This window comes from Actinomyces sp. HMSC075C01 (assembly GCF_001812965.1).
Taxonomy (GTDB): Bacteria; Actinomycetota; Actinomycetes; order Actinomycetales; family Actinomycetaceae; genus Actinomyces; species Actinomyces acetigenes.
In genome coordinates this window covers 101820-126582 of record NZ_KV811028.1, presented here as the reverse complement: position 1 = coordinate 126582, position 24763 = coordinate 101820, and the positions used below count along the sequence as shown (strand labels likewise).

The following is a 24763-nucleotide window of genomic DNA, read 5'->3' as shown; positions in this document are numbered from 1 at the left end:
GGGCGGGCGACCCACTCCCCCGGAAACGGCCTGCTAGTGGCGCAGGCACCCCGGCCCGAGGAGGGCCTTGATGTCGGAGTAGAAGGCAGGCGAGGCCTCCACCCGCAGCGAGGCGTCCAGCTGGGTACGTACCTCGCGCCCCGGGCTGGTCAGTGTCAGACGGACCGTGGATCCACCCGGGTGCTTGGTGAGCACGTCCTTGAACTGCTCCACCAGCGGAGCGGTGCACCGGTTGGTGGGCAGAGTGATGAGGACCGCCTCGTGGGTGGCGCTGGAGATGTCCGGGATCGTCATCTCCTGGGCGTACAGGGCGACCTGCCCGTCACGTCGGTTGAGACGTCCACGCACCGTGACCACCGTGTCGGGGGCCAGCATGGTGGAGACGGTCTGATAGGTCTGGGGGAAGAAGAGCACCTCGATGCTTCCGGCCAGGTCCTCGACCTGGGCGATGGCCCACAGGTTGCCCTGCTTGGTGGTCTTGCGGGTCAGCGAGGTGATGAGCCCGGCGATGGTGACCATGGCGCCGTCGGGCAGCTCATCGTTCTCGTGGAGCTCGGAGATCTCCTTGTCCGCGAGCTTGCCCAGCAGCCCCTCCAGTCCCATGAGGGGGTGATCGGAGACGTAGAGCCCCAGCATGTCGCGCTCGTAGGCGAGCTTGTCCTTCTTATCCCACTCCGGAAGGTTGGGAACGTCGGAGGAGAAGACCGGGCCGTTGCCGAAGGGCGAGTCGTCGGCGTCGCCGGGGCCGCCCATGAGGGAGGCGAACAGGTCGAGCTGGCCGGCGGCCTCGTTGCGCTTGACGCCGATGACCTCGTCGACGAAGTCCTCGTGGCAGGCCTGCAGGGAGCGCCGGGTGTGTCCCAGGGAGTCGAAGGCTCCGGCCTTGATGAGCGAGTCGATGGTGCGCTTGTTGCACACGACCGCGGGAACCTTGTCGAGGAAGTCCTCGAAGGAGGTGAACTCGCCCTTGTCCTCTCTGGCGGCCACGATCGCGTCGACGACGTTGATGCCGACGTTGCGCACCGCGGACAGCCCGAAGCGCACGTCCTCACCGACCGCGGAGAACTGGGCCCGCGAGGCGTTGACGTCCGGGGGCAGGACGGTGATGCCCATGTGGCGGCACTCCCCCAGGTATACGGCCAGCTTGTCCTTGTTGTCCTTCTGGCTGGTGAGCAGGGCGGCCATGTACTCGGTGGGGTAGTGCGCCTTGAGGTAGGCCGTCCAGTAGGACACGACGCCGTAGGCGGCCGAGTGGGCCTTGTTGAAGGCGTACTTGGCGAAGGGGACGACGACGTCCCACAGGGTCTTGACGCTCTCCTTGGAGAAGCCGGCCTGGACCATTCCGGCCTCGAACTCGACGAACATCTTGGCCAGGATGTCCATCTTCTTCTTACCCATGGCCTTGCGCAGCGCGTCAGCCTTGCCCATGGAGAATCCCGCCAGGTCGGTGGCGATCTTCATGACCTGCTCCTGGTACACGATGAGACCGTGCGTGGTCCCCAGGATCGGGTCGAGGGCCTCCTTGAGCTCGGGGTGGATCGGGATGACCTCCTGCAGGCCGTTCTTGCGCAGCGCGTAGTTGGTGTGGGACTCCGCCCCCATGGGGCCGGGCCGGTAGAGGGCGCCGACGGCGGAGATGTCCTCGAAGTTGTCCGGCTTCATCAGCCGCAGCAGCGTGCGCATCCCCCCGCCGTCGAGCTGGAAGACGCCCAGTGTCTCACCGCGTGAGAGCAGCTCGTAGGTGGCGCGGTCGTCGAGCTCGACGTGGTCGATGTCCAGGGCCGGCTTGCCGTTGGCGACGATGTTCTCCAGGGCGTCAGAGATGACCGTGAGGTTGCGCAGTCCCAGGAAGTCCATCTTGAGCAGGCCCAGGTGCTCGCAGGTGGGGTAGTCGAACTGGGTGATGACGGCGCCGTCCTGCAGGCGCTGCATCATGGGGATGATGTCGGTCAGGGTGGCCGAGGACATGATGACGGCGCAGGCGTGGACGCCCCACTGCCGGGTCATGCCCTCCAGACCCTTGGCCAGCTCGACGATCTTCTGGGCGTCGGGGTCCTCGGCGTGCAGCCTGCGGAACTCCTCGGCCTCCCCGTAGCGCTCGTCGTCGGGGTTGAAGATGCCCTTGATGGAGATGTCCTTGCCCTGGACGGAAGGGGGCATGGCCTTGGTGAGCCGGTCACCGACGGCGTAGGGGTAGCCCATGACGCGACTGGAGTCCTTCAGGGACTGCTTGGCCTTGATGACACCGTAGGTGACCACCTGGCTGATGCGGTCGGCGCCGTACTTCTCACGCACGTACTCGATGACCTCGTCGCGCCGGCGCTCGTCGAAGTCGACGTCGATATCGGGCATGGAGATGCGCTCGGGGTTGAGGAAGCGCTCGAAGATGAGTCCGTGACGCAGCGGGTTGAGCTCGGTGATGCCCATGGCGTAGGCGACCATGGAGCCGGCTCCCGATCCACGCCCCGGCCCGACCCGGATGCCGTGGGACTTGGCCCAGTTGATGTAGTCGGCCACGACGAGGAAGTAGCCGGGGAAGCCCATCTGGGTGATGACGCTGATCTCGTACTCGGCCTGCTTACGGCAGTCCTCGGGGATGTCGCCGTTGAACCGGCGCTCCATGCCTCGCCAGCACTCCTTGATGAACCAGGACTCGTCGGTCTCCCCCTCGGGGACGGGGAAGGCCGGCATGTAGGAGGCCCCCTCATCCACGGTGCGGAAGTGCACGTCGCACTGCTCGGCCACGAGCAGGGTGTTGTCGCAGGCCTGGGGCATCTCGGAGAAGAGGCGGCGCATCTCGGCGCCGGGGCGCAGGTAGTAGGTGTCGCCATCGAACTTGAAGCGGTCCGGATCGGAGAGCACGGAGCCGGAGTTGATGCACAGCATCGCGTCCTGGATGGTGCGGTCCTCGGGGCGCACGTAGTGGGAGTCGTTGGTGGCCAGCAGCGGGGCCCCGAGCTCCTGGGCGATGCGCAGCAGGTCCTTGGTGACGCGCTGCTCGATCTCCAGGCCGTGGTCCATGAGCTCGACGTAGAAGAACTCCTTGCCGAAGATGTCCTGCAGCTCGCCGGCAGCGCGCAGGGCTTCGTCCCACTGGCCCAGGCGCAAGCGGGTCTGGACCTCCGAGGAGGGGCAGCCGGTGGAGCCAATGAGGCCGCCCGAGTAGCGCGAGAGCAGCTCGCGGTCGATGCGCGGCGCCTTGCCCCACTGGCCCTCCAAGGAGGCGAAGGAGTCCATGCGCATGAGGTTGTGCAGACCCTCGTTGTTGCGTGAGAGCAGCGTCATGTGCGTGTAGGAGCCGCGGGCGGAGACGTCGTCGCTCCTCTGGGACTCATCGCCCCAGAACACACGGGTCTTGTCGAAGCGGGAGGTGCCCGGCGTCATGTACGCCTCGACCCCGATGATCGGCTTGATGCCCGCGGCCTTGGCGGCCGCGTAGAACTCGTAGGCTCCGAACATGTAGCCGTGGTCGGTGATCGCCAGAGCGGGCTGACCCAGCCGCTTGGCCTCGGCCACGTAGTCCTTGATCTTCCCGGCGCCGTCCAGCATGGAGTAGTCGGTGTGGACGTGGAGGTGGACGAAGTCGTCCGTGGGGGCTGCTTCTTCCTGACTGCTCATCTCCGCCATGGCCTCATCCTAGGCCCGCCCGGCTCCCTGTCTCCTGGAAGGTTCGCGCACCCTCCTGCGGGAAGGCGGGACCTTCGCCGGACATGACGGGACGCGGCCGAGGTGGCGGCTAAGCCGGGGGAGAAATCCTCGGCGGGGTGACGTCCTCCCCGCCGCCTCCGAGAGGTGCTTCGAACTCAGGCGCCCGCCCGGACAGCGGCCTCTCGCGGAGCCAGGACGCTGTGCGCGAGGTCGAGCACGGGGGTGGGCACGCCAGCCTCGTCGCCGGCGCGGCACAGCGCACCGAGCTGGGCGTCGAGCTCGCTGGGCAGACCTGAGGCGATGTCCCGCTGCATCGAGGTGGTGGCGCCGGCCGGCTGGGCGTCGGCCATGCGCAGGGCCGCGGCGACCGGGTCGGGGGCGTCGTCGGTGGCCAGGTCGTGCCCCAGTGCCGCGGCGACGGCGACGACCTCGCTCACGGCCTGGGTGAAGGCGTCCCGCAGGTCCGTGCGCAGCACGCCGATGGGCGCGTTCGTGGCGGCGCCGAGGGAACCCTGGACGACGACGAAGGAGGCCTTGCGCCACAGCTCGGCCCAGATGGAGCCTGGGACCCAGGCTCGGATTCCGGCCGCTTCGAGGGCCTGGACGGCGGCGCGGCTGCGGGCGGTGACGCAGCCGTCCCACTCCCCCAGGGCCAGGGAGCCGGCACTGCCGATGGTGCGGACATCTCCCGGCGAGACGATCGCGGAGTAGACGCGGGCGGCCCCGGGCAGGACGTGCTCCTTGCCGACGGCGTCGGCGAGCAGTCCGGGCGCACTGATCCCGTTCTGGGTGGAGACGACACCGGTGGCGGAGCCGGTCAGGCGCCTGAGCGCAGGGGCCAGCTGGGCCAGCGCATCGACCTTCGTGGTCACCAGGACCAGGTCCGGCTGACCTCCCAGGGCGCCGGTGAGAGCCTGCGGGTCATCACTGGCCAGCACAGTCTCGATGCGGGCGGTCAAGGTACCGGCCTCGCCTCTGGAGCAGTCGCGCAGCGTCAGCCCGCCCGAGCGCAGGGCCGCCAGGGTGCGGCCGTGAACGAGGAACCCGACCTGCTGGCCGCTCGCGGCCAGGCGGGCGCCGAGCCATCCTCCGATTCCCCCAGCGCCGATGACGACGATCCGCACAAGTGTCTCCTCTCAGTCCTGCTGTTGTCCCCACGAGCTCCCACGCCCGGGTGTCAGTGCCGACGATCATCAGGCTCAGGGCAGGCGCAGGACATCGAGGGCGTGGACGAGGTCGTCGGGGTAGTCGGAGGTGAAGACCATGTGCTCACCGGTGATGGGGTGGACGATGCCGAGCTCGCGGGCGTGGAGCCACTGGCGGATCAGACCGGTGCGCGCGCTCATGGCCGGATCGGCGCCGTAGGTGGCGTCTCCGACGCAGGGGTGGCCGACGGCGGCCATGTGGACGCGGATCTGGTGGGTGCGTCCGGTCTCGAGGTGGATCTCGGCCAGGCAGGCCCCGGGCATCGCCTCGATGACGTCGTAGTGGGTGATGGACTCGCGCCCGCCCTCGATGATGGCCATCTTCCACTCCCGGCTGGGGTGACGGCCGATGGGGGCGTCGATCGTGCCGCTGGAGGGATCGAGGTGGCCCTGCACCAGGGCGTGGTAGACCTTGTCCACCGTGTGCTCCCGGAAAGCGCGTTTGAGCACCGAGTAGGCCCGCTCCCCCTTGGCCACGATCATGACGCCCGAGGTACCCACGTCAAGGCGCGAGACGATGCCCTGGCGCTCGGCGGCGCCGGAGGTGGCCACTCGCACGTGCATGGCTTTCAGGGCGCCGAGGACGTCGGGGCCGTCCCAGCCCATGGAGGGGTGTGCGGCCACACCTGCGGGCTTGTCGACGACGACGATGTCCTCGTCCTCGTAGAGCAGCTCCATGCCCTCCACAGCAGTGGCGACCGGTTCGGCGGGACGCGGGTCGGGCAGGTCGACTTCGAGGAGCTCGCCCGCGCGCAGACGAGCGGACTTGGCCAGCGCCTCGCCGCTGCGACGCACGCCTCCGGCCTCGCACAGGTCCCCGACCCGGCTGCGGGACAGGCCTGTCATCCGGGCGAGCGCGGCATCGACGCGTTCGCCGTCGAAGCCGTCGGGCACGGGCAGTAGGCGCACGCTCATTGCGGCTCCGCGGAGGCCGCCCGCCCTGAAGCCCCGGAGGACCCCGCCGGCTCGGAGGACGCCTCGGCACGGTCCTTCCGGCGGGCTCGGCCCCTCCTGCGGGCTGAGGAGGTCGATCCGCCGGTGACTTCCGCTTCCGGATTGTCCGGGGCGCCGGCCCGTGTGCCGTCGATCTCCCAGCCGCCCAGGGACAGGATGATGATGCCCACGGCGGCCAGCACGATCGCGATGTCGGCGACATTGCCCACGAAATAGCCGCCGTAGTCGATGAAGTCGATGACGTGACCGCGTAGGAATCCGGGCTCCCGCAGGAGGCGGTCGATGAGGTTGCCGACCGCCCCACCGAGGACCAGGCCGAGGGCCACCGCCCAGGAGCGGGACGCCAGGTTCTGGGAGACGCGAATGATGACGGCCACGACGAACGAGGCAATGAGTGCGAAAATCCACGTCTGCCCGGTGGCGAAGGAGAACGCGGCGCCCGGGTTGCGCACCAGGACCAGCCCCAGCGTGCGGCCGAGCAGTGCCGTGTGCCGACCGTCGGACAGCACGGAGAGTGCCCACTGCTTGGAGACCTGGTCCACGACGATGACGATGACCGCCACCAGCCACAGCACGATTACCGGGAGGCGTTCGGATCGCCTCCCGTTCACCGCCTGCGTCGTCATGGCTTCGTCCATGGCGCTGAAGGGATTGTCTGTGGGCAGTGGGACAACGTTGTCGGAGTTGACGGCGTCACCGACGTTGCCAGCGGCCTCCTCCACGCAGGAGGCGGGATCGACATGGTCAGGCATGGGGTTTTCTCGCATTGCACTCAGAGGAGAACGGGTGATGAATGGGCTGTGTACCCAGCGAAGGGCGGCGACCCGCACGGGTCGCCGCCCTTCGTAGGAGGCCGTGTCATTGACGACTGGAGGAGCTGGACCGTCCTGATCGGATGGGGAGCATCATGATGGAACTCCGTTGGTCAGTCCCGGAGACATTCACGGGGATGAGCCGGGGACGATCACGGCCTGGAGGATCACGACCCCTGAAGGATCACAGGCTGGAGATGGAGCTCTCGCCGCCGTCCTCGACGTTGGCCAGCAGGTTCTGCAGGTAGCTCTTGAGGCGAGTGCGGTAGTCGGACTCGAAGCGCCGCAGCTCGTCGATCTTGTGCTCGAGGTTGGCACGCTCCTTCTCCAGCTGGGCGAGGGTGCGGTTGCGCTGGTCCTCAGCCTCGCGCACGATCTGCTCACCGGTGGAGCGGGCCTCGGTGACGATGCGCTCGCCCTCGGCCTTGCCGTTGGCGACGTGCTCATCGTGAAGGCGCTGGGCCAGCTCGAGCATTCCGGAGGCAGCAGCCGGGCCCTGGGCGCCGGACTCGCCGGCGGAGACGGCCGGCATGGGCATGGCAGGCTCTGCCTGGACCGGAGATACGGGGGAAGCGGGGGCAGAGGGCAGGGCAGCTCCCTCGCCGAGCTGGGCCACTCGGCGGTTAGCGGCCTCGAGCTTGGCCTTGAGGTCGGCGTTCTCGGCCTCCAGCTGACGCATCGCCTCGACTACCTCGTCGAGGAACTCGTCGACCTCGTCCTGCTCGTAGCCCTCACGGAACTTGGTCGCCTGGAACTTCTTGTTGAGGACGTCGTCTGCTGTCAGCAGCGTCATGGGTCGTCACCTCGGTGTCGTTACGGATAAGGTCACGAGCACCGGGCATCCGGTCACTCATGCGGACAGAGTACCTGAACTCGAGGTTCAGGCCACATCAAGCGCGCTATCTCACGCTGACGTGAGAACAGCACTCTAGCGGTTCGCTCACGACTTCACACCTGTTCAGACGAGAAGTCCGAGCAACCACTGGATCATCCAGATCCCGAAGACCAGGACCAGGAAGCTCAGGTCGATACCGACCCCTCCCAGGCGTGCCATGGGAACCCTCTGACGGATCACTCGCAGAGGCGGATCCGTCAGAGCGTAGACAAGGTTGGCCAGCACCAGGACGACCCCCCGGGGGCGCCACTGGCGGGCGAAGACCTGAATCCAGTCGAGCACGACCCTGACCAGGAGGATGAGGAAGTACAGGCTCAGAATGCTCAACAGGATCCCGGCTACTGCGGAGACGAGGTTCACCTACGAGTCAGCTCAGCTCTGGTTGAAGAAGCGGCCGCGGGCCTCGGCGACCTCACCGCCGTCGATCTCCACGCTGGCCGGGGTCAGCAGGAACACGCGCGGGGTGACGCGCTCGATGGCGCCGTGCAGCCCGAAGACCAGGCCGGCGGAGAAGTCCACCATGCGGCGCGCGTCGGACTCGCTCATACCGGTGAGGTTGATGATGACGGGGACGCCGTCGCGGAAGGACTCTCCGATGATCCTGGCCTCGTTGTAGGTCGAGGGGTGAACCGTGACGATACGGCGAAGATCCGGGGCGGCGACAACGGGATCGGGCGCAGCCGGGGCGGAGAAGTCCTCATACCCCTCGTCACTGTAGTCCTGCTCGTGCTCCTGCACGGGGTAACCGGCGTCGGCAGCCTCATAGCCGTCCTCGTAGGTCTCCTCCTCCGGCTCCGAGTAGCCGAGGAAACTGGTCATACTGCGCAGCGCGCCCATTTATCGCTCCTTGGTTCGTCCGGTCCCCTGCGTTCCGGATGTGCTGCGACGGTATCCGCCCCTACGACACCGCATGGGGACCTCACCTCGGCGTGTCCCCAACCTCAGGTTTCAGGAAGGTCACGCCCAGGAGGTACTCAGCGCACTGGGGCTTATCTCGGAACTCCAATGCCGGCCAGGCGTCCTGTCACTCCGTCGCGCCGGTAGGAGAAGAAACGAGGGTCCTCATAGGTGCACCACTGACCAGCACTGATGTGACCAACACCGGCGCGCTCGAGCTGGGCGAGCACACCTGCCGCGACGTCAAGGCCGGGCGTGCCCCACGATGTGCGCGAGGCGCACGCCGGTTCGCGCTGCGCGGACAGCGCGAGCATGTCCTCGGGGACCTCGTAGCAGGAGCCGCAGATCGACGGGCCCACGGCGGCCCACAGATCCGCCGGCTCCACTCCGCCGCGCTGGAGGAACTCGATCGTGGCGGGGACGACACCGTCGAGCATGCCTCGCCGTCCGGCGTGCACGGCGGCGGTGAGAGCGCCGTCCCGGGACGCCAGCAGGACGGGGACGCAGTCGGCCACGAGAACGCAGCAGCCCGCGGGCGCCCCGGCCGTCCGGGAGTCCAGGACGAGCGCATCCGCCTCGGGCACCTCGTCAACCTGAGCCGTGGCCACGACGGCGGAGTGGATCTGGTTCATCCAGGCCAGGTGACGCCCCCGCTCGAGCCCGAGCAGCCCCTCGAGCTGACGACGGTGACCATGAACACGTTGCGGGTCGTCTCCGACGTGGAGTGCCAGGTTCCACCCGCCATAGGCGGTCTCGTCCCCGCTTTCGGCGCCCCGATCCCGAGCGCCACCCTCCGGGGCCAGGACGGGACGGGCCCGCAGGCCGCGGGTAGTGAAGTACCCACGAGCCCGCGGGCCCAGATCCACCTCGATCAGGTCCGAGATCTCAACGGCACCGGTGTCGCACATGTTGCCGCATCCCCGGGCAGCGATGCCGCTCAGCGCAGGAAGTCAGGCAGATCGATGCCGTCGTCGTCGGCGTCGACCCCGATGACCTGAGGAACCTCAAGATCGGAGACCGAGTGCTGCGCCGGCACCGAGCCGTAGGAGCCGTAGGACTCATCCACATAGGCCGGCATACTCCCCGAGGAGAGGGCCTCGGCCGCACTGACCTCCGACAGGTTCGCCGCGGCCGCCGGAGAGGAGGAGGGCGGAGGAGCCAGCGGGACCGGACGAGTCACCGGGTTCTGGGCGGCATGGGCGCCACCACGAGGAGCGGGGGCCGGGGGCAGGTCGTCCACCGGGGAGGAGGGCACCGGCGGCACAGCGGCGGCCCGCGACAGCCGAGTCATCGGATCGACCAGGCCACCGACGACCGGCTCGGAGTCGAAGCCGGCGGCGATGACCGTCACCCGCACCTCGTCTCCCAGGGCGCCGTCGACCACGTTTCCGACGATGATGTTGGCCTCGGGGTGGACGGCCTCGCGCACCAGGTTGGCGGCCTCGTTCATCTCGAACAGGCCCAGGTCGGAACCGCCCTGGAAGAAGAGCAGCACGCCGTGTGCGCCGTCGATCGAGGTCTCCAGCAGCGGCGAGGCGATGGCCTCCTCGGTGGCCGTGATCGCGCGCCCCTCACCGGTGGCCGAGCCGATACCCATGAGAGCACTGCCGGCGCCCTGCATCACGGACTTGACGTCATTGAAGTCGACGTTGATGAGACCGGGGGTGGTGATGAGCTCGGTGATGCCCTGGACACCCTGAAGAAGGACCTGGTCGGCCTGCTTGAAGGCGTCAACCACGGAGATGTTCTTGTCGGCGATCTGCAGGAGGCGGTCGTTGGGGATGACGATGAGGGTGTCGACTTCCTCGCGCAGCGCCTGGACACCGTCCTCGGCCTGGGCCGAGCGGCGGCGGCCCTCGAAGGAGAAGGGGCGGGTGACCACACCGATGGTCAGCGCACCGATGCTCTTGGCCAGGCGGGCGACGACGGGGGCCGCGCCGGTGCCGGTGCCGCCCCCCTCACCCGCGGTGACGAAGACCATGTCCGAGCCGTCGAGGGCCTCACGGATCTCGGACTCGTGATCCTCGGCGGCCTTGCGGCCGATCGCCGGGTCGGCTCCCGCTCCCAGACCTCGGGTCAGGTCCCGCCCGACGTCGAGCTTGACGTCAGCGTCGGACATGAGCAGCGCCTGGGCGTCGGTGTTCACGGCGATGAACTCCACGCCACGCAGATCGGCCTCGATCATGCGGTTGACGGCATTGACGCCGCCGCCGCCGACACCGACGACCTTGATCTCTGCCTGGTAGTGCTGTGAGTCGTCCACAGCCATGCTCTCGACCACTGGCGTCCCCTCCGCGAGTTTCGTCATGAGCCCTCTGACGAGGACCCCCCTCAAACCTCAACCTCAAGTTAAGGTCAATACTTATGTCATTCTCTGAACGACTGGCCTAACGCTATGAGACTTCCAGGACCTCGTATCGCATTGAAGCCCGGCGTGTTCGTGTGCAGTTGCCTGCGGATTCCCTGCTATATCGCTGCAATATACCTGCAATAAACCTGAAGGGCTGAGGTCACGTGCTGCTGCGCGTCCCGCCGTCCCTGGGCTCATCGAGCAGCGGCCGAGCAGAAGAACGTTCAGGACGTCGGCGACGGCGCCGCGGTGGTCGTGGTCGCTCCGTCGGTGGATCGTGTGGTGGGGCGATGCGGCGAGGAGACGTCGTAGATGGACGCGGTGGTGGTCATGAGAGTCGCCAGGACGCGTGCCTTGAGCTGGTTGTCCTGGTTGTTCCCCCAGACCACGCTGGCCCCGCTGGACAAGGTCAGTGTGACCTGCCCCGCCTCAGTGGCGCTGCCGCTGCTCACCTGGGCCAGGGTCTCAGGGGTGAGGGAACCCACCACCTGGGTGACGGCGGCGACCTGCTTGGCGGAGATCCTCTGTGGCCCCGATGCCTGCACGGCGGGGTCGGGCACGATGTTCACCAGGCCCGACGGAGGCTCGGGGACCCGCTCGAGGACCACGGCCTCGTTGTCGAGGACCTGGTAGCCCTCCGAGTCCTGCACGGTGGCCACCGGCACGCGCATCGTCAAGTGCACCCGCAGTCCGTGGGGCCAGGCCCTGGTCACCTGCGCCCGGCGCACCCGGACCAGCTTGTCGCTGACCTGGGTGGAGAGCCGGCCGGTGTCCAACCGCAGCAACGAGTCACCCGCGTAGGCGGCCAGGACCTCGCGGACCTGCTTATCCGAGACGCTGCCGTCCGATCCTGCCACGGAGATCCTCTGAGTCTGCAGACCCAGGAGGGGTGAGAAGGTCAGGGCCCAGACCGTCAGGACAATGGCGAGCACCACGATGGAGACCCTCACCACCCGTCGCAGCCGCAACCGGCGCAAGGCGTCCTGACGCTCCTTGAGACGATCGGCCAGCCCGGTGGAGACGACCCGGTCGTCTCCTCTGGAAAGAGCCACTTGCCGACGGCCGAACACGGTCAGCTCGGTGCTCGATGCCGCGTCGGGGCTGGAGGACTCCTGACGGGGACTGGTGCGTTTGGTGTCCTCGCCGCCGCGACGCGAAACCGTCGAGGGGCTGGATGCGCCCCTCGACGTCGACGGACGCCTGGGTCGCGAGGGCACCCCGGCGGCTCCACCCGGGGCCTTGGGAGCCCTGGAGGCGGAAGCGCTCCGTGACAGGTTGGCGGGGGCCGGAGGCCCGGCCTGCTCGGTCCCCTGATCCGTCGGGGGACTCGGCGCGGACGGTCCCTGCGCCGAGCGGGTGGGACGCGGACGCCGGGGGCCCGAACGGCGCGGAGGGATGCGGGCCGGGGCGTCCTGAGCGCGGTTGGAGCGCTCGGGACGGGGGGCCGAGGGCTTCCTCATGCCCGCTCGTCCAGGTCCGCGGGCGAGGGGGCTGCACCGCCCTCGCGGGCCGCCAAGTCGGCCAGTACCGTGGCAGCGAGCTCGGTGACGTCTCCGGCGCCGACTGTCAGCAGCAGGTCGCCGGGGCGCGCCAGGTCGGCCACCGCGTGCGCGGCCTCAAGACGCTCGGCGACAAACCTGGCTGTGCCGCCGGGGACCCGCTGGGCGACCGTGTCCCCGGTGACACCGGGGAAGTCCGCCTGAGTCTCCCTGGCAGGGTAGACATCGGTGACGACAACGGCGTCGGCCAGGGCCAGCGCCTGTCCGAAGCGGTCGACGAAGACCCTGGTGCGGGAGAACAGGTGCGGCTGGAACAGGACCAGGACCCGACCGCCGCGCTCCTGGGCCACACCCCGCGCCGTGCGCAGCAGGGCCTCGATCTCCGTGGGGTGGTGGGCGTAGTCGTCGATGACGCGCACGCCGTCGGCCTCTCCCCGGTCCTCGAAGCGCCGGCCCGTCCCCCCGAAGGCCCCCAGTGCCCGGGCCATCAGGGCCGGTTCGACGCCGAGCTCGATGCCCGCGGCCCAGGCACCGGCGGCGTCGAGGGCCACGTGGTCCCCGGGCACGGCCAGCACCAGCTCAACCGGGCCGTGATGCGGCTCCTCACCCACGCCGCCGGTGGGCTCGCGGTCGGTCGCCGTGGTGAGGGTCAGCAGCCCCCGAGTGGATGAGGCCCCACGTTCCCGAATGTCCAGGTGGACGTGTCCCTCCCCCACGAGCACTCCGCCGGGGAGGGCCTCGGGGCCTGCGAAGGAGTAGGTGACGACGCGCAGGCCATCGGCTGCAGCGCGCTGCGCCAGGCGCAGTGCGCCGGCATCGGCGGCGCAGGCGACCAGCAGGCCCCCGGGCACCAGCCGGTGAGCGAAGTCGACGAATGCCGTCTCGAAGGCCTCCGCGGTGCCGTAGCTGTCGAGGTGGTCGGGCTCGACGTTGGTGACGATCTCCACGCGCGGGGAGTAGTTGAGGAAGGAGCGGTCGGACTCATCGGCCTCGGCGACCAGGACGGGACCGCTGCCCAGGTGGGCCCCGGTGCCCAGCGCCCGCACGACTCCGCCGATGGCGAAGGAGGGGTCGGCGCCGGCGTCCGTGAGGGCCTCGGCGAGCATGCCTGAGGTCGTGGTCTTGCCGTGCGCACCCGCCACGGCGACGAAGTCCAGGCCCTGAGCGGCCAGCGCCAGCGCCTGAGACCGGTGGATGACCTCCTGGTCCCGCCGCCGGGCCTGGGCGAGCTCGGGGTTGGTCTCCTTGATCGCGGTGGACACCACGACCGTGCTGCGCTGGGGGACATTCGCGGCGTCGTGCCCCAGGTGGGTCGTGATGCCCAGGTCGGCCAGGTGGTCGAAGGCGGGACCGCCGTGGGCGTCGGAGCCCGAGACCCGGGCACCACGGGCAGCGAGCAGCTGGGCGACCACGCTCATCCCCGCTCCCCCGATGCCAATGAGGTGGAAGGTCCTGTCTGCCAACGTGCGCTGATCGGCGCCGGCCGGCCGGCCGGCAGCGTGGGAGCTGTCCTGGGTTGTCGTGGCGGTCATGCCGCGTTCTCCTCATCAGTGGGAGTGTCATGGATGGAGGCGCACTGCTGAATGAGGGCGGCCAAGCGGGCCGCCGCATCCTGGACGCCAGTGGAGGCCGCGGCCCGGGCCATGGCGGCCTGCCGCTCAGAGTCGGAGATGAGCATGGCGAAGTCAAGGATGTCCGAGGGCTTCAGGTCGGCGTCGAGCACCATGCGCCCGCCCCCGGAGGCCAGGACGTCAGCGGCGTTGAGACGCTGCTCCCCGTTGCCGATCGGCAAGGGGACGTAGAGCGCCGGAAGCCCCAGGGCCGTGATCTCTGCGACGGTACCGGCACCGGAGCGGCACAGGACCCCGTCGGCGCAGGCGTAGGCCTGTTCCATCGTGGTCAGGTAGTCGAGCACGTGGTACCGCTCGGAGAGGTCCTCCGCGGCGCCGGAGGCCACTACCGCCTCGAGGGCGGCGCGCACCGGGGCGTCCTTGTCCTTACCAGTCAGGTGCAACACCTGCAGTCCGGCGGGCAGGGAGCCCAGCGACTCGCTCAGGACCTCGTTGAGGTGCTGGGCCCCCAAGGATCCGCCCGTCACCAGCAGCGTGGGCAAGTCGGGGTCGAGTCCCAGAGCCTGCGCCCCCTCGGCGCGGGCCCGGTGGGTCCCCTCGCTCGTGGCCCGCTGCGACACCAGGGTGGCGATGGCCGGGCGCAGCGGCAGCCCCGTGACCTCGGTGCGCCCCTTGGAGGCCTTGAGACGGGTGGAGGCGAAGGTCAGGGCGACGGCCTGTGCCCAGGAGGCCCCCAGCCGGTTGGCCAGCCCCGGGCGGGCGTTCTGCTCATGGATGACGACCGGCACTCCGGCCTTCCTGGCGGCCAGGTAGGCCGGGGTCGACACGTAGCCGCCGAAGCCGACGACGACGTCGGCACTGACCGTCTCAATGGCCTCCGTGGCCGCGCTGATCGCCTTTCCCAGCCGGTGCGGCAGGCGCAGCAGGTCACCGCTGGGGCGCCGCGGCAGAGGGACTCTGGGGACGAGGGCCAGCTCGAAGCCGGCCTCGGGCACCAGTCGCTTCTCCAGTCCCTCGGCGGTCCCCAGGACGAGGATCTGCGTGTCAGGGTCACCGCCCAGGGCCGGGTCACGCAGGGCCGCGGCCGTGGCCAGCAACGGGTTGACATGGCCGGCGGTGCCTCCACCGGCCAGCAGTACCCGCAATGGCCGGGGCCGCTCCGAGCCGCTAGGACGTTCCTGCTGGGGCGAGCTTGCGCTCTCACTTGTCTCGGGCACGGTTCCTCCTTGGGACAATGACTGCCAGGGAACGACGCAGCGCCCCGGGACTCGTGGACAGGGCCTCCTGCGCACCGGGTTCATGGCGTGCGAAGGCCAGAAGCACCCCAATGGCTAGGAGGACCGACACCAGTGCGGTGCCTCCACGGCTGACGAGGGGAAGGGGGACGCCCAGCACCGGCAGCGCACCGGTGACGACCCCCATGTTGATGATCGCCTGCCCCACGATCCACGCACCGATGGCCGAGGTTGTGGCCACGACGTACAGGGAGGTGTGGCGTCTCATGAGCCGCAGGCAGCAGGCTCCGATGCCGGCGAACAGGGCGATGACGACGAGCGTGCCCACCAGCCCGAATTCCTCACCGAGCACGGCGAAGATGTAGTCGGAGTCCGCCTGGGTGAGGTAGCCCCACTTCTGGCGCGAGGATCCCGGCCCCACACCGAGCCAGCCCCCGGTCCCCAGCGCCCACATCCCGTGCTTGGGCTGGTAGCCCACGCCCATGGGGTCGGCGCCCTCGGGATGGATCCAGGCGGTGATCCGGGCGCGCCGGTTGGCGCTGAGCATGGAGGCGGCCGCGAACATGGCGATGCCGCCGACACCCAGGAGGGCAAACCAGCGCTTGCGCATTCCCCCCACCCACAGGGCCCCGGCGACGATGATCACCAGGATGATGACGGTTCCCAGATCCTGTCCGCCCAGAACGCTCAGGATCGCGGCGCCGACACCGCCCCAGCCCGCCGCCCACACCCGGTCCCGAGGGCGCCTGTCCGCGTACCAGGTCACCAGGGTGCCCAGGACCAGGGCGAGGGCCACCTTGATGAACTCCGAGGGCTGGGCGGTGCCGACGCCTGGGACCTGGATCCAGTTGCGGTTGCCGTAGACGTTGACGCCCACGGGTGTGAACACCAGGCACTGCATGGCGATCGTCAGTGCCAGGAGCACCCACGCCATCCGCGGGAACCAGGACAGCGGGATGCGGGAGACGCCCACCATGCCCAGTGTCCCCACCGCGGCGAAGATGAGGTACTTGGCGAAGTCGGTGAAGGCGTTGCCGCCGGTGGCGGCGACGGTCACTGACTGCACGGAGAAGACCATGATGAGTCCGAAGGTCTCCAGCACCAGGGTGGACACGAGCAGGCAGTAGTAGGTCAGGGTCACCTGCTCGGAGCCCTGGGTGGAGTCCGGCCCGCCGGAGGGACGCCGACGACGATCCTCGGGGGCGCCATCGGGCTGGGGGGCCCCGCCGTCCCAGGGTCTCGAAAGCCGCTCGCCCCAGCGCACCAAGCGCTTGCGCCAGGCGCCACCCAGGTGGCCTCCGGCTCCCGTGGGCCGGGAGCCGGAGGGCTTCCCGGTCGGCCTGGACGAGGTGGCCGCGCCCCTGCGGGGGGCGGTCCGCTCCGGCTTGTGCTCGGCACCGGTCCCCCGTGACGGGCCTCCGGATGCCCGCGAGGATCCTGACGAGGAGGGGCTCGACGAGCGGGCAGCGGTGGCCGAGGTGGACCCGGTCTTCACAGCTGCTCCTGGTCGCCGGAGGCGTCCGTGTCCCGGGCGCCATCGCCTTGGGTGTAGGCCCGGGCGCAGGCGGCGAACAGGTCGCCGCGCTGGGCGTAGGACGTGAACTGGTCCCAGGAGGCGCAGGCCGGGGCCAGTATGACGGTGTCGCCGCTGCGGGCCATGGCGCCGGCGGCCTCCACCGCTGCGGCGCTCACCTGCTCGGCGCTGCCGTCACTGACGCGGGTGAGGACAAGGCCGGGGGCCTCCCGCTCCAGGGCCGCCAGAATGTCGTTCTGGTCCTTGCCGATGACGACTGCGCCGCGCAGGTGGGGGCGCACCGTGCGGACCAGGTCGAAGAACTGGGCGCCCTTGGTGTCGCCGCCGCAGATCCACACGCCGGTCCCCCGCGGCAGGGAGGTCAGTGCGGCCTCGGCGGAGTGCGGGTTGGTGGCCTTGGAGTCGTCGACCCAGGTGACACCGTCCGCCTCAGCGACGGTGACGATCCGGTGGGCCCCGGGGCTATAGGCGCGCAGCCCGGAGGCGACCGCCTCCGGATCAACTCCGGCTGCGCGGGCCAGCGCGGCGGCCGCCAGGGCGTCGGCCAACAAGTGCGCGGGCAGGTTCTGGGCGCGCCGCCCGGGGGCCAGGTGAGCCAGGTCGACAGTGGTGGCCAGCTCGACACCACTGGAGCGTCGCTCGGCGTGGAAGGCGCGGTCGACCAGCAGGTCCTCGACCATGCCGACCTGCCCCAGCCCCGGCGCGGCCAGGGTGAAGCCAATGGCTCGGCAGCCCTCGACGACGTCGGCCTGGCGGACCATGTCCTCGGTGGCGGCGTCGGCGAGGTTGTAGATGGCGGCGAGCCGGGTGCGGCGGTAGACGCGGGCCTTGTCCTGGGCGTAGGCCTCCAGCCCTCCGTGCCAGTCGAGGTGGTCGGCGGCCAGGTTGAGGCAGGCCGAGGCCAGGGGCGCCAGGGTCCTGGTGGTGTGGAGCTGGAAGCTGGACAGCTCCACGGCCAGGGCGTCGGCGCTGCCGGCCAGCACCGCCTCAATGACGGGGGTGCCGATGTTGCCGACGGCCGGGGCCGTGAGCCCGTGGGCCGTCAGGATCGCCGAGAGCATGCTGACCGTGGTGGTCTTGCCGTCCGTTCCTGTGACAGTCAGCCAAGGGATGTGCGGGCGTGACGAGTCCTGCTGGATCCTCCAGGCCAGCTCGACCTCGCTCCAGGTCTCGATGCCCGCCGCCGCGGCGCCTCGCAGGACCGGGCCGGTGGCCGGGACCCCGGGTGAGACGATGAGGAGCCGCGCCGGGGACTGCGCCAGGGCGGCCGCGGTGGCCTCGGCGTCGGCGACCGCGGCGGAGGCCACAGGGGTGTGCAGCATCTCGATGGAGGACTCACGGCTGTCGAAGACGTGAATGCGGGCCCCCAGCGTGGCCAGGGCATCGACGACGGCGCGCCCGGTACGCCCTAGCCCGACGACGGCCACATGGGCGCCGTCGAGCTGGTCGCTCAGGGACCTGCCAAGGCCGGTGACGGCGCTGGGCGATTCACCGGGGACTTCAGTCGGACTGGTCACGGTGCGGGTTCACGCTCCTGGTTTCTCACTGCTCCTGACGGAGTTGCCGGCAGGAAAAGGTTGCTTCAAGGGGTCGGGTCAAGGCGGCCCGAGCATCCCGGTTCATCCGAAGATGAGCTGGCGCAGGTACTCGGCGTAGAAGAGACCGAGTCCCGCAATGACACACAGGCCGGCGATGATCCAGAAGCGGATCACCACATTGACCTCGGTCCATCCTCCCAGTTCGAAGTGGTGATGCAGGGGAGCCATGCGGAAGACGCGTCGGCCTGTTGACTTGAATGAGACGATCTGGATGATGTCGCTCATGACCTCGGCCAGGAACAGTCCGCCCAGGATGACGGCGAGGAACTCGGTGCGGGTCAGGATCGACAGTCCTGCGACGGCCCCGCCCAGGGCCAAGGACCCGGTGTCGCCCATGAAGATCTTGGCCGGTGAGGCGTTCCACCACAGGAAGCCGAAGCAGGCCCCCATGAGGGCGGCGGCGATCATGGCCAGGTCTCGCGGGTCCCTGACCTGGTAGCAGGTGGTGGGGACCATGGTCTCGTGACCGTAGTTGCAGGACTGGTTGGTCTGCCACACACCGATGAGCGTGTAGGCGCCGAAGACCATGGCCGAGGCGCCGGCAGCCAGTCCGTCGAGTCCGTCGGTGAGGTTGACGGCGTTGGACCAGGCGGTGATGAGGAAGTTGGCCCACAGGATGAACAGGATGAGCCCGACGACGCTGCCGGCGAAGGCCAGGTTGATCGCCGAGTCCCGGGCGAAGGAGATCCGGGTGGAGGCGGGGGTCAGTCCGTTGCGGTCCGCGAAGTGCAGGGCCGCCACCGAGAATCCGACACCGATGATCGCCTGCCCCACGATCTTCTGCCACGCCCTCAGCCCCAGGGAGCGCTGCTTGGAGATCTTCTCGAAGTCGTCCAGGAATCCGATGAGCCCGAGTCCGACGACGAGGAAGAGCAGCAGGACCCCGGAGGCGCGCGGTGTGCGCAGCTGGGTGAGATTGGCCAGGGTGTAGCCCAGGACGGTGGAGATGATGATGACGAGGCCGCCCATGGTCGGCGTGCCGCGCTTGGTGAAGTGTCCCTGGGGCCCGTCCTGGCGGATGAACTGTCCGTACTCCTTGGCGTGGAGGTAGCGGATGAGCAGGGGGGTCCCCAGCAGGGTGCCCACCAGTCCAACCACGCCGGAGATGAGGATGGCGGTCATCGGGGACGAACCTCCTTGAGGTGGTCGGCCAGGCGCCAGGCGCCCGAGCCGTTGGAGCCCTTGACCAGGACGGCGTCGCCGTCGCACAGCAGGGCGTCGATCTGGGAGATGGCGGTCGCGGCATCATCGAAGCCGACCACCTCGACCCCTCGCGCCCCGGCCGCCTCGAGTGCCTCCTGGGTGGAGCCGATGCCAATGAGCATAGCGGCTCCGGCCTGGGCCGCTAGCTCTCCGGTGCGCGCGTGATCGACCGCCGAGGACTCCCCCAACTCGAGCATCTCGGAAATCACGACGACGCGACGTCGCTCCCCCGCCAGAGCCGGCAACACGGCCAGCGCCGCCGTCATGGAGTCGATGTTGGCGTTGTAGGAGTCGTCGATAAGGAGAAGATCCCCACCGAGCTCCGACACGTCCATGCGGTGGGGGCTCTCAATGCTCACCGAGCCGAGCCTGTCGGCAACGAGCTCGGGGTCCAGTCCTGCGGCCAGGGCCAGGCCGGCGGCGGCCAGGGCGTTGGACACGTTGTGAGCACCGGCGACGGCCAGCTGGACGCGTCGGGGCTCGGCGAGCCCGGGCAGGTGGAGGTCGAAGGCTGCTCGGGCGGCCGCGTCCAGGTTCACGTTCTCAGCCCTCAAGTCGGCCTGTCGTCCTTGAGCGGAGAAGGTGAGGACGCGTGCCGGCGCGAGCTCGGCCATGGCGGCGGCGCGGGCGTCGTCGGCGTTGAGGACGGCGGTCCCTTCAGGCAGCAGGCCGGCGATGATTTCGGCCTTGGCCGCGGCGACGCCCTCGATGGAGCCGAAACCGCCCATGTGGGCGTGCCCGATCATGAGGACCCCGGCCGCGTCCAGGGGGGCGATGTCGGTGAGGTAGGCGATGTGCCCGGGTCCGGATGCCCCCATCTCCAGGACGAGGTAGCGGGTGGACTCGTCGGCCTCCAGCACGGTCAGCGGCAGACCGATCTCGTTGTTGAAGCTGGCCCGGGGCGCCACCGTGGGTCCGGAGGCGGCCAGGAGCTGACGGGTGAGGTCCTTGGTGGTGGTCTTGCCCACCGAGCCGGTCATCGCCACCACGGTGAGACGCTCACCGCGCTCGGCTGCGCTCCGGCGCAGCCCCTCCAGGTGGGTGCGGGCCAGCGCGCCGAGGGCCATCACGGTGTCCTCCACGAGGACGAGCCCCATGGTCGGCGTCTCGGCCTGCCCCTGGGACAGCCCGCTGCGGGCGGCCTCCAGGTCGGAGACGATGGCTCCGACGGCACCCAGGGCCCCGGCCGATCCCAGGTGGGCGTGGCCGTCGGTGCGCTCACCGTGAACGGCGATGAACAGTGAGCCCTCGGCGGCCTGGCGCGAGTCGGTGACGACCGGTCCGGTCACGGGCGCATCCGGGCCGATGAGCCTGCCGCCGACGGCGGCTGCGATTTGACTCAGGCTGAGCCTCATGCCCGTCCCCATTTCTTCTCGACGGCCTCGGCCATCACGGGCGCGTCGTTGTAGCGGATGAACTCCCCGGCCATTTCCAGGAAGGGCTCGTGCCCCTTCCCGGTGACGATGACGGTGTCGTTGGGCCCGCACAGCTCGACTCCCCGGCGCACGGCGTCGCCGCGCCAGGTGGTGATCTCCTCGACATTCTTCAGGTCGGGGCGCACGCCGCGCACCCCGTCGAGGATGGCGTTGCGGATGAGCTGGGGGTCCTCGCTGCGGGGGTTCTCGTCGGTGACGACCAGTACGTCCGCCAGGCGAGCGCACACCTCACCCAGCATGGGCCGTTTGCCCTGGTCGCGGTCGCCGTCGGAGCCGAAGACCACGATGAGGCGCCCCGGGGTGATGGGGCGCACGGCCTTGAGGGCCAGCTCCATGGCGTCGGGGGTGTGGGCGAAGTCGACGATGCACAGGCCGCGTCGGCCGTCGCGCTTGCTGATGCGCTGCATCCGGCCGGGGATGTTGTGGGCACCGGCCAGGGCGGCTGTGGCCGTGGCGGCGGGTACCCCCGCACGGATGGCCATGACCAGGGCCAGGGCGGCGTTCTGGACGTTGACGAGTCCGGGCAGGGGGCAGGAGGCCTCGATCTGCTCGCCGTCGGGCCCGTGGAGGGTGAAGGTGGTGGCGGAGTCGGTCAGGGAGACGGCGGCGTCACCGACCCACCAGTCGGCGGGGGTGTCCCCGGGGTAGGCGCGCACGCGGTCGATCTCAATGGGGGCCTTAGCGGCCAGGGCCGCGCCCCACTGGTCGTCGACGCAGACCACGCCGCGGCGGGCGTGCTCGGGGGTGAACAGCTGCGCCTTGGCCTCCAGGTAGCCCTCCATGGTCTTGTGGAAGTCGAGGTGGTCGCGCTGAAGGTTGGTGAAGCCGGCGACGTCGACGACGAACCCATCGAGCCGGTGCAGGACGATGGCGTGGCTGGAGGCCTCCAGGGAGGCGGCGCCGACCCCGTCCTCCACGGCCATGGCCATCATCCGCTGCAGGACGGGGGCCTCGACGGTGGTGCGCGGGGACTCCACGGAGCGCTCCCCCACGCGCAGCTCGACGGTTCCGGCCACCATGCAGGCGCCGACGTGGGCGGACAGGATGGCGTCGAGGAAGTAGGCGGTGGTCGTCTTGCCGTTGGTTCCGGTGACAGCGGTGGTGATCAGTCCGCGTGCCGGGTGGTGGTAGGCCTCGGCGCTCAGAGGGCCGACGACGGCACGGGGGTCGTCGTGCACGAGGACCGGGGTTCCGGGAGCGGACTCGTGGACGATCTGGGCGCCGTCGGCATCGGTCAGGACGGCAACGGCACCGGAGGCCACCGCCTCGGCGGCGAAGCGGGCGCCGTGGACGGTGAAACCGGGCAGTCCCACGAAGAGCTCTCCCGGTGCGGTGTCGCCGGAGTCGACACTGACCCCCAGGATGCTCAGGTCATTGAGGGCGGCGGCATCTTCAGCTGAGGCGGGCGCCAGGGAGAAGCGCTCGCTCAAGGTGCTGATGGGGACGGGACCATTAGAGCTCGGCCGTAGGGCGGCGGCCGACTCGTAGGCGTGGTTGCTCATAGTTCCTCAATCTATCGCGACCTTCCACTGTCGATGTTCCACAAGAGCCCCTCCGGCTCACTTCGCCGAGGTGCTGGTGGTCACGCTGTCTACCTCATAGGCCACCTCACTGGTTCGCGTCCCGCTCTCCCCCGGCACCGTTGCGAGCGGCCCGGGCCGCCACGACGCTCGGGTCCGGGGCGATGTTGAGCGCCTGCATGGCGGCCAGCGCCACCTCCCGGAAGACGGGGGCGGCAACGGTGCCTCCATAGATTCCCTCGGGCCGGTTGACGATGACCGCGATGGCCAGCACCGGGTCGCGAGCCGGCAGGAAGCCGACGAAGGAGGCCACGGTGGAGTCGTCGGTGAGGATCTCTGTGGTTCCGGTCTTGCCGGCCACCAGATAGCCGTTGATGGAGGCGGACTCGGCGGTTCCGCCCTCCTGGGTGACGCCGATGAGCATCTCGGTGAGGGTCTTGGCCGTCGCCTCGGAGATGACCCGCACCCCCTCGGGGCGCTTCTGGGGGGTCTGCTTGCCGTCGGCGTCGATCCAGGCGTCGATGACGCGCGGGGCCACGCGCACGCCCTTGTTGGCCACGGCGGCCAGTACCTGGAGGGACTGGAGAGTGGTGCAGGCCACGCCCTGCCCGAACATGGTGGTGTAGCGGGTGCGGTCGTCCCAGGAGCTGGGCGGGTAGAAGATGCCGTCGGACTCCGCCGGCATCTCGACGCCCGTGGCCTGTCCCCAGCCGAAGCGCTTCATGTACTTGTAGCGGACGTCGTCGGCGAGCTTCTCGCCGATCTGCACGGTGCCGACGTTGGAGGACTCCGCCAGGACCCCGGCGGTGGTCATGGTCTGGGTCTCGTGCTCGTGGGAGTCCTTGAAGGTCTGTCCGTTGGCCGAGGTCCAGGTGTAGGGGATGGTCCAGGTGTCCTCGGGCTTGACGGCCCCCTCCTCCAGAGCGGCGGCGAAGGTGACGACCTTCCCGACGCTTCCGGGCTCGAAGACGGCTTGAACGCTGCGGGCGGTGCGGTTCTCCTCGGATGTGGCCGAGGGGTCGGAGGGGTCGACCGAGTTGGAGTCGGCCAGGACCACGACCTTGCCGGTGGCCGGCTCCATGGCCATGACGATGCCCCAGTCCGCGTGCTGTGCGGCAACCGTTTTGTCGATGGTCTCCTGGGCAATGGACTGCAGGTCGGGGTTGAGGGTGGTGCGCACCGTGACACCGGGCCTGGCCGGTTCGTCCTCCTGCTCACCGGTGGGGATGATGACGCCGCTGCGCCCGACCTCCTCGCTGCCCTTGCCGTCGGTTCCCGTCAGGAGCTTGTTCTGAGTCAGCTCCAGCCCGGCTGCCCCGATGAGCTCGCGGTTGTGCTCGCCCTCGTGGGTGAAGCCCAGGACGTTGCCGGCCACGGTCCCGGCCGGGTAAGTGCGTCGGGTGCGCTGGTCGGGCTCGACCCCGGGGATGTCCAGAGCCTTGATCTTGCGCCAGGTGTCGGGAGAGACCTCCTGGGCGATGACCTCGTAGCTCCGGTTTCCCACGAGCTTGGCTCCGAGCTCGAGGGGATCGACGTCGAGGATCGGTGCCAGCTGGGCCGCGACCGCAGTCGCCCCGTAGTCGACGACGACCTTCTCATTGACGCCGGTGGACTCGTTGAGTCGCATCTCGGTGCGCTCGTACTGGGCGATGGCGGACTGGTTGACGCCGACGTCGTAGCTGACCGCAGAGGAGGCCAGGACGGTGCCGTCGCGTCCGGTGATGTCGCCGCGAGGGGCTCGGTTGACCCAGGTGACCGTGCGCTCGGCCTTCGCCTTCTGGGCCAGCTCCGGCCCCTCGACCGCCTGGACGTAGACGGTGCGCCCGGCCAGTGCGGTGAACACGAGCAGCCCCCCGAGCTGGAGCGCCTGACGACGCGAGGGATTCACAGGCGCCTACTTCCCGCTCTTGGCGGCGTGGGCGGGGGTCCCCTCCGTGAGCTGCCCCTTGTTGACGTCGACGACGCCGGGGGCGGCGGCGGGAACCATCCCGAGGTCCTTGGCGCGGCCGGCCAGCGCGTCGGGCGCCGAGGCCTCCTGCACCTGGGTGCGCAGCGTCTCGACGTGGTCCTCGGCGACATTGAGCTCGATCTGCTTCTCCTTCATCCGGTAGGCGGTGTCAGCCATCTTGGCGTTGAGGAGCATCGAGGTGATGAGGGCCCCGGCCAGCACGAGGATGATGACGGTCAGGAAGGGAAGGGATGATGAGGCGGCCCGGGAGGCACCGCTGACGACGCGCAGCTGGGGTCGCTTGACCGAGCCCGCCTCCGTGCGCCCCTGGGTGCTGGTGGAACCACTTGCCTGGGCGGTGCGCCGCGTCGCGATCGGGCGGGTGACTCGAGCAGTAGCAGTGGCGCTCATCAATGTGCCTTCCCTGTGGCGTAGCTGGACTGGTGTGGATGGACGAT

General features: G+C 69.5%; 19 protein-coding genes. All 19 read right to left on the bottom strand.

What is annotated here, in order from left to right; genetic code table 11:
- Positions 1–33 precede the first annotated feature (33 nt).
- On the bottom strand, positions 34–3627 hold the full coding sequence (gene dnaE, locus HMPREF2883_RS10885) for a DNA polymerase III subunit alpha (RefSeq protein ID WP_070662207.1): 3594 nt from the start codon (positions 3625–3627) through the stop codon (positions 34–36).
- Between the two features lie 176 nt (positions 3628–3803).
- Positions 3804–4772, bottom strand: coding sequence for a ketopantoate reductase family protein (locus tag HMPREF2883_RS10880; protein ID WP_070662204.1), 969 nt, complete (start codon positions 4770–4772; stop codon positions 3804–3806).
- 75 nt (positions 4773–4847) lie between these two features.
- Positions 4848–5768, bottom strand: a complete 921-nt coding sequence (locus tag HMPREF2883_RS10875; protein ID WP_070662201.1) for an RluA family pseudouridine synthase — start codon at positions 5766–5768, stop codon at positions 4848–4850.
- Positions 5765–6559 carry a signal peptidase II gene (gene lspA, locus HMPREF2883_RS10870; protein ID WP_070662198.1) on the bottom strand — a complete coding sequence of 265 codons (795 nt, stop codon included), beginning with the start codon at positions 6557–6559 and terminating at the stop codon, positions 5765–5767. Before lspA ends, HMPREF2883_RS10875 begins: the two co-directional genes overlap by 4 nt.
- 244 nt (positions 6560–6803) lie before the next feature.
- The gene (locus HMPREF2883_RS10865; protein ID WP_070662195.1) at positions 6804–7412 is read right to left on the bottom strand and encodes a DivIVA domain-containing protein; all 609 of its coding nucleotides are present in this window, start codon (positions 7410–7412) and stop codon (positions 6804–6806) included.
- Between the two features lie 165 nt (positions 7413–7577).
- Positions 7578–7874, bottom strand: a complete 297-nt coding sequence (locus HMPREF2883_RS10860) for a YggT family protein (protein ID WP_070662192.1) — start codon at positions 7872–7874, stop codon at positions 7578–7580.
- Between the two features lie 12 nt (positions 7875–7886).
- Entirely contained in the window at positions 7887–8351 is a 465-nt protein-coding gene (locus tag HMPREF2883_RS10855; protein WP_070662189.1) for a cell division protein SepF, read from the bottom strand.
- A 152-nt stretch (positions 8352–8503) separates the two neighbouring features.
- The gene (locus tag HMPREF2883_RS10850; protein WP_070662186.1) at positions 8504–9319 is read right to left on the bottom strand and encodes a purine nucleoside phosphorylase YfiH/LACC1 family protein; all 816 of its coding nucleotides are present in this window, start codon (positions 9317–9319) and stop codon (positions 8504–8506) included.
- 29 nt (positions 9320–9348) lie between these two features.
- A complete protein-coding gene (ftsZ, locus tag HMPREF2883_RS10845; protein WP_176747210.1) occupies positions 9349–10719 on the bottom strand; it encodes a cell division protein FtsZ in 1371 nt (456 codons plus the stop codon).
- Positions 10720–10985: 266 nt separating this feature from the next.
- Complete coding sequence (locus tag HMPREF2883_RS10840; protein ID WP_256277448.1) at positions 10986–12221, bottom strand: cell division protein FtsQ/DivIB; 1236 nt, start codon at positions 12219–12221, stop codon at positions 10986–10988.
- Positions 12218–13792 carry a UDP-N-acetylmuramate--L-alanine ligase gene (gene murC / locus HMPREF2883_RS10835; RefSeq protein ID WP_070662181.1) on the bottom strand — a complete coding sequence of 525 codons (1575 nt, stop codon included), beginning with the start codon at positions 13790–13792 and terminating at the stop codon, positions 12218–12220. Before murC ends, HMPREF2883_RS10840 begins: the two co-directional genes overlap by 4 nt.
- Entirely contained in the window at positions 13789–15048 is a 1260-nt protein-coding gene (locus tag HMPREF2883_RS10830; RefSeq protein ID WP_070662179.1) for a UDP-N-acetylglucosamine--N-acetylmuramyl-(pentapeptide) pyrophosphoryl-undecaprenol N-acetylglucosamine transferase, read from the bottom strand. The genes murC and HMPREF2883_RS10830 overlap by 4 nt, the downstream gene beginning before the upstream one ends.
- Complete coding sequence (locus HMPREF2883_RS10825; RefSeq protein WP_070662177.1) at positions 15032–16561, bottom strand: FtsW/RodA/SpoVE family cell cycle protein; 1530 nt, start codon at positions 16559–16561, stop codon at positions 15032–15034. Before HMPREF2883_RS10825 ends, HMPREF2883_RS10830 begins: the two co-directional genes overlap by 17 nt.
- The gene (murD, locus tag HMPREF2883_RS10820) at positions 16558–18117 is read right to left on the bottom strand and encodes a UDP-N-acetylmuramoyl-L-alanine--D-glutamate ligase (protein ID WP_176747209.1); all 1560 of its coding nucleotides are present in this window, start codon (positions 18115–18117) and stop codon (positions 16558–16560) included. Before murD ends, HMPREF2883_RS10825 begins: the two co-directional genes overlap by 4 nt.
- Before the next feature lie 102 nt (positions 18118–18219).
- Positions 18220–19320 carry a phospho-N-acetylmuramoyl-pentapeptide-transferase gene (gene mraY, locus HMPREF2883_RS10815; protein WP_070662174.1) on the bottom strand — a complete coding sequence of 367 codons (1101 nt, stop codon included), beginning with the start codon at positions 19318–19320 and terminating at the stop codon, positions 18220–18222.
- Positions 19317–20768 (bottom strand): UDP-N-acetylmuramoyl-tripeptide--D-alanyl-D-alanine ligase, encoded by a 1452-nt coding sequence (murF, locus tag HMPREF2883_RS10810; protein WP_070662172.1) that lies wholly within the window; start codon positions 20766–20768, stop codon positions 19317–19319. Before murF ends, mraY begins: the two co-directional genes overlap by 4 nt.
- Positions 20753–22339 (bottom strand): UDP-N-acetylmuramoyl-L-alanyl-D-glutamate--2,6-diaminopimelate ligase, encoded by a 1587-nt coding sequence (locus HMPREF2883_RS10805; protein ID WP_070662169.1) that lies wholly within the window; start codon positions 22337–22339, stop codon positions 20753–20755. The genes murF and HMPREF2883_RS10805 overlap by 16 nt, the downstream gene beginning before the upstream one ends.
- A gap of 106 nt (positions 22340–22445) precedes the next feature.
- Positions 22446–24245 carry a peptidoglycan D,D-transpeptidase FtsI family protein gene (locus HMPREF2883_RS10800; RefSeq protein ID WP_070662166.1) on the bottom strand — a complete coding sequence of 600 codons (1800 nt, stop codon included), beginning with the start codon at positions 24243–24245 and terminating at the stop codon, positions 22446–22448.
- Between the two features lie 6 nt (positions 24246–24251).
- Positions 24252–24716, bottom strand: a complete 465-nt coding sequence (locus tag HMPREF2883_RS10795; RefSeq protein ID WP_070662163.1) for a cell division protein FtsL — start codon at positions 24714–24716, stop codon at positions 24252–24254.
- Between the last annotated feature and the right edge of the window lie 47 nt (positions 24717–24763).

What these genes read in the sequence shown, in the direction of transcription:
- HMPREF2883_RS10875 (WP_070662201.1), bottom strand. Translation starts at nt 5,768, where the DNA reads ATGAGCGTGCGCCTACTGCCCGTGCCCGACGGCTTCGACGGCGAACGC.
- HMPREF2883_RS10850 (WP_070662186.1), bottom strand. Translation starts at nt 9,319, where the DNA reads ATGTGCGACACCGGTGCCGTTGAGATCTCGGACCTGATCGAGGTGGAT.
- HMPREF2883_RS10795 (WP_070662163.1), bottom strand. Translation starts at nt 24,716, where the DNA reads ATGAGCGCCACTGCTACTGCTCGAGTCACCCGCCCGATCGCGACGCGG.
- HMPREF2883_RS10805 (WP_070662169.1), bottom strand. Translation starts at nt 22,339, where the DNA reads ATGAGCAACCACGCCTACGAGTCGGCCGCCGCCCTACGGCCGAGCTCT.
- mraY (WP_070662174.1), bottom strand. Translation starts at nt 19,320, where the DNA reads ATGACCGCCATCCTCATCTCCGGCGTGGTTGGACTGGTGGGCACCCTG.
- HMPREF2883_RS10865 (WP_070662195.1), bottom strand. Translation starts at nt 7,412, where the DNA reads ATGACGCTGCTGACAGCAGACGACGTCCTCAACAAGAAGTTCCAGGCG.
- dnaE (WP_070662207.1), bottom strand. Translation starts at nt 3,627, where the DNA reads ATGGCGGAGATGAGCAGTCAGGAAGAAGCAGCCCCCACGGACGACTTC.
- HMPREF2883_RS10840 (WP_256277448.1), bottom strand. Translation starts at nt 12,221, where the DNA reads ATGAGGAAGCCCTCGGCCCCCCGTCCCGAGCGCTCCAACCGCGCTCAG.
- lspA (WP_070662198.1), bottom strand. Translation starts at nt 6,559, where the DNA reads ATGCCTGACCATGTCGATCCCGCCTCCTGCGTGGAGGAGGCCGCTGGC.
- murC (WP_070662181.1), bottom strand. Translation starts at nt 13,792, where the DNA reads ATGACCGCCACGACAACCCAGGACAGCTCCCACGCTGCCGGCCGGCCG.
- murF (WP_070662172.1), bottom strand. Translation starts at nt 20,768, where the DNA reads ATGGGGACGGGCATGAGGCTCAGCCTGAGTCAAATCGCAGCCGCCGTC.
- HMPREF2883_RS10855 (WP_070662189.1), bottom strand. Translation starts at nt 8,351, where the DNA reads ATGGGCGCGCTGCGCAGTATGACCAGTTTCCTCGGCTACTCGGAGCCG.
- ftsZ (WP_176747210.1), bottom strand. Translation starts at nt 10,719, where the DNA reads ATGACGAAACTCGCGGAGGGGACGCCAGTGGTCGAGAGCATGGCTGTG.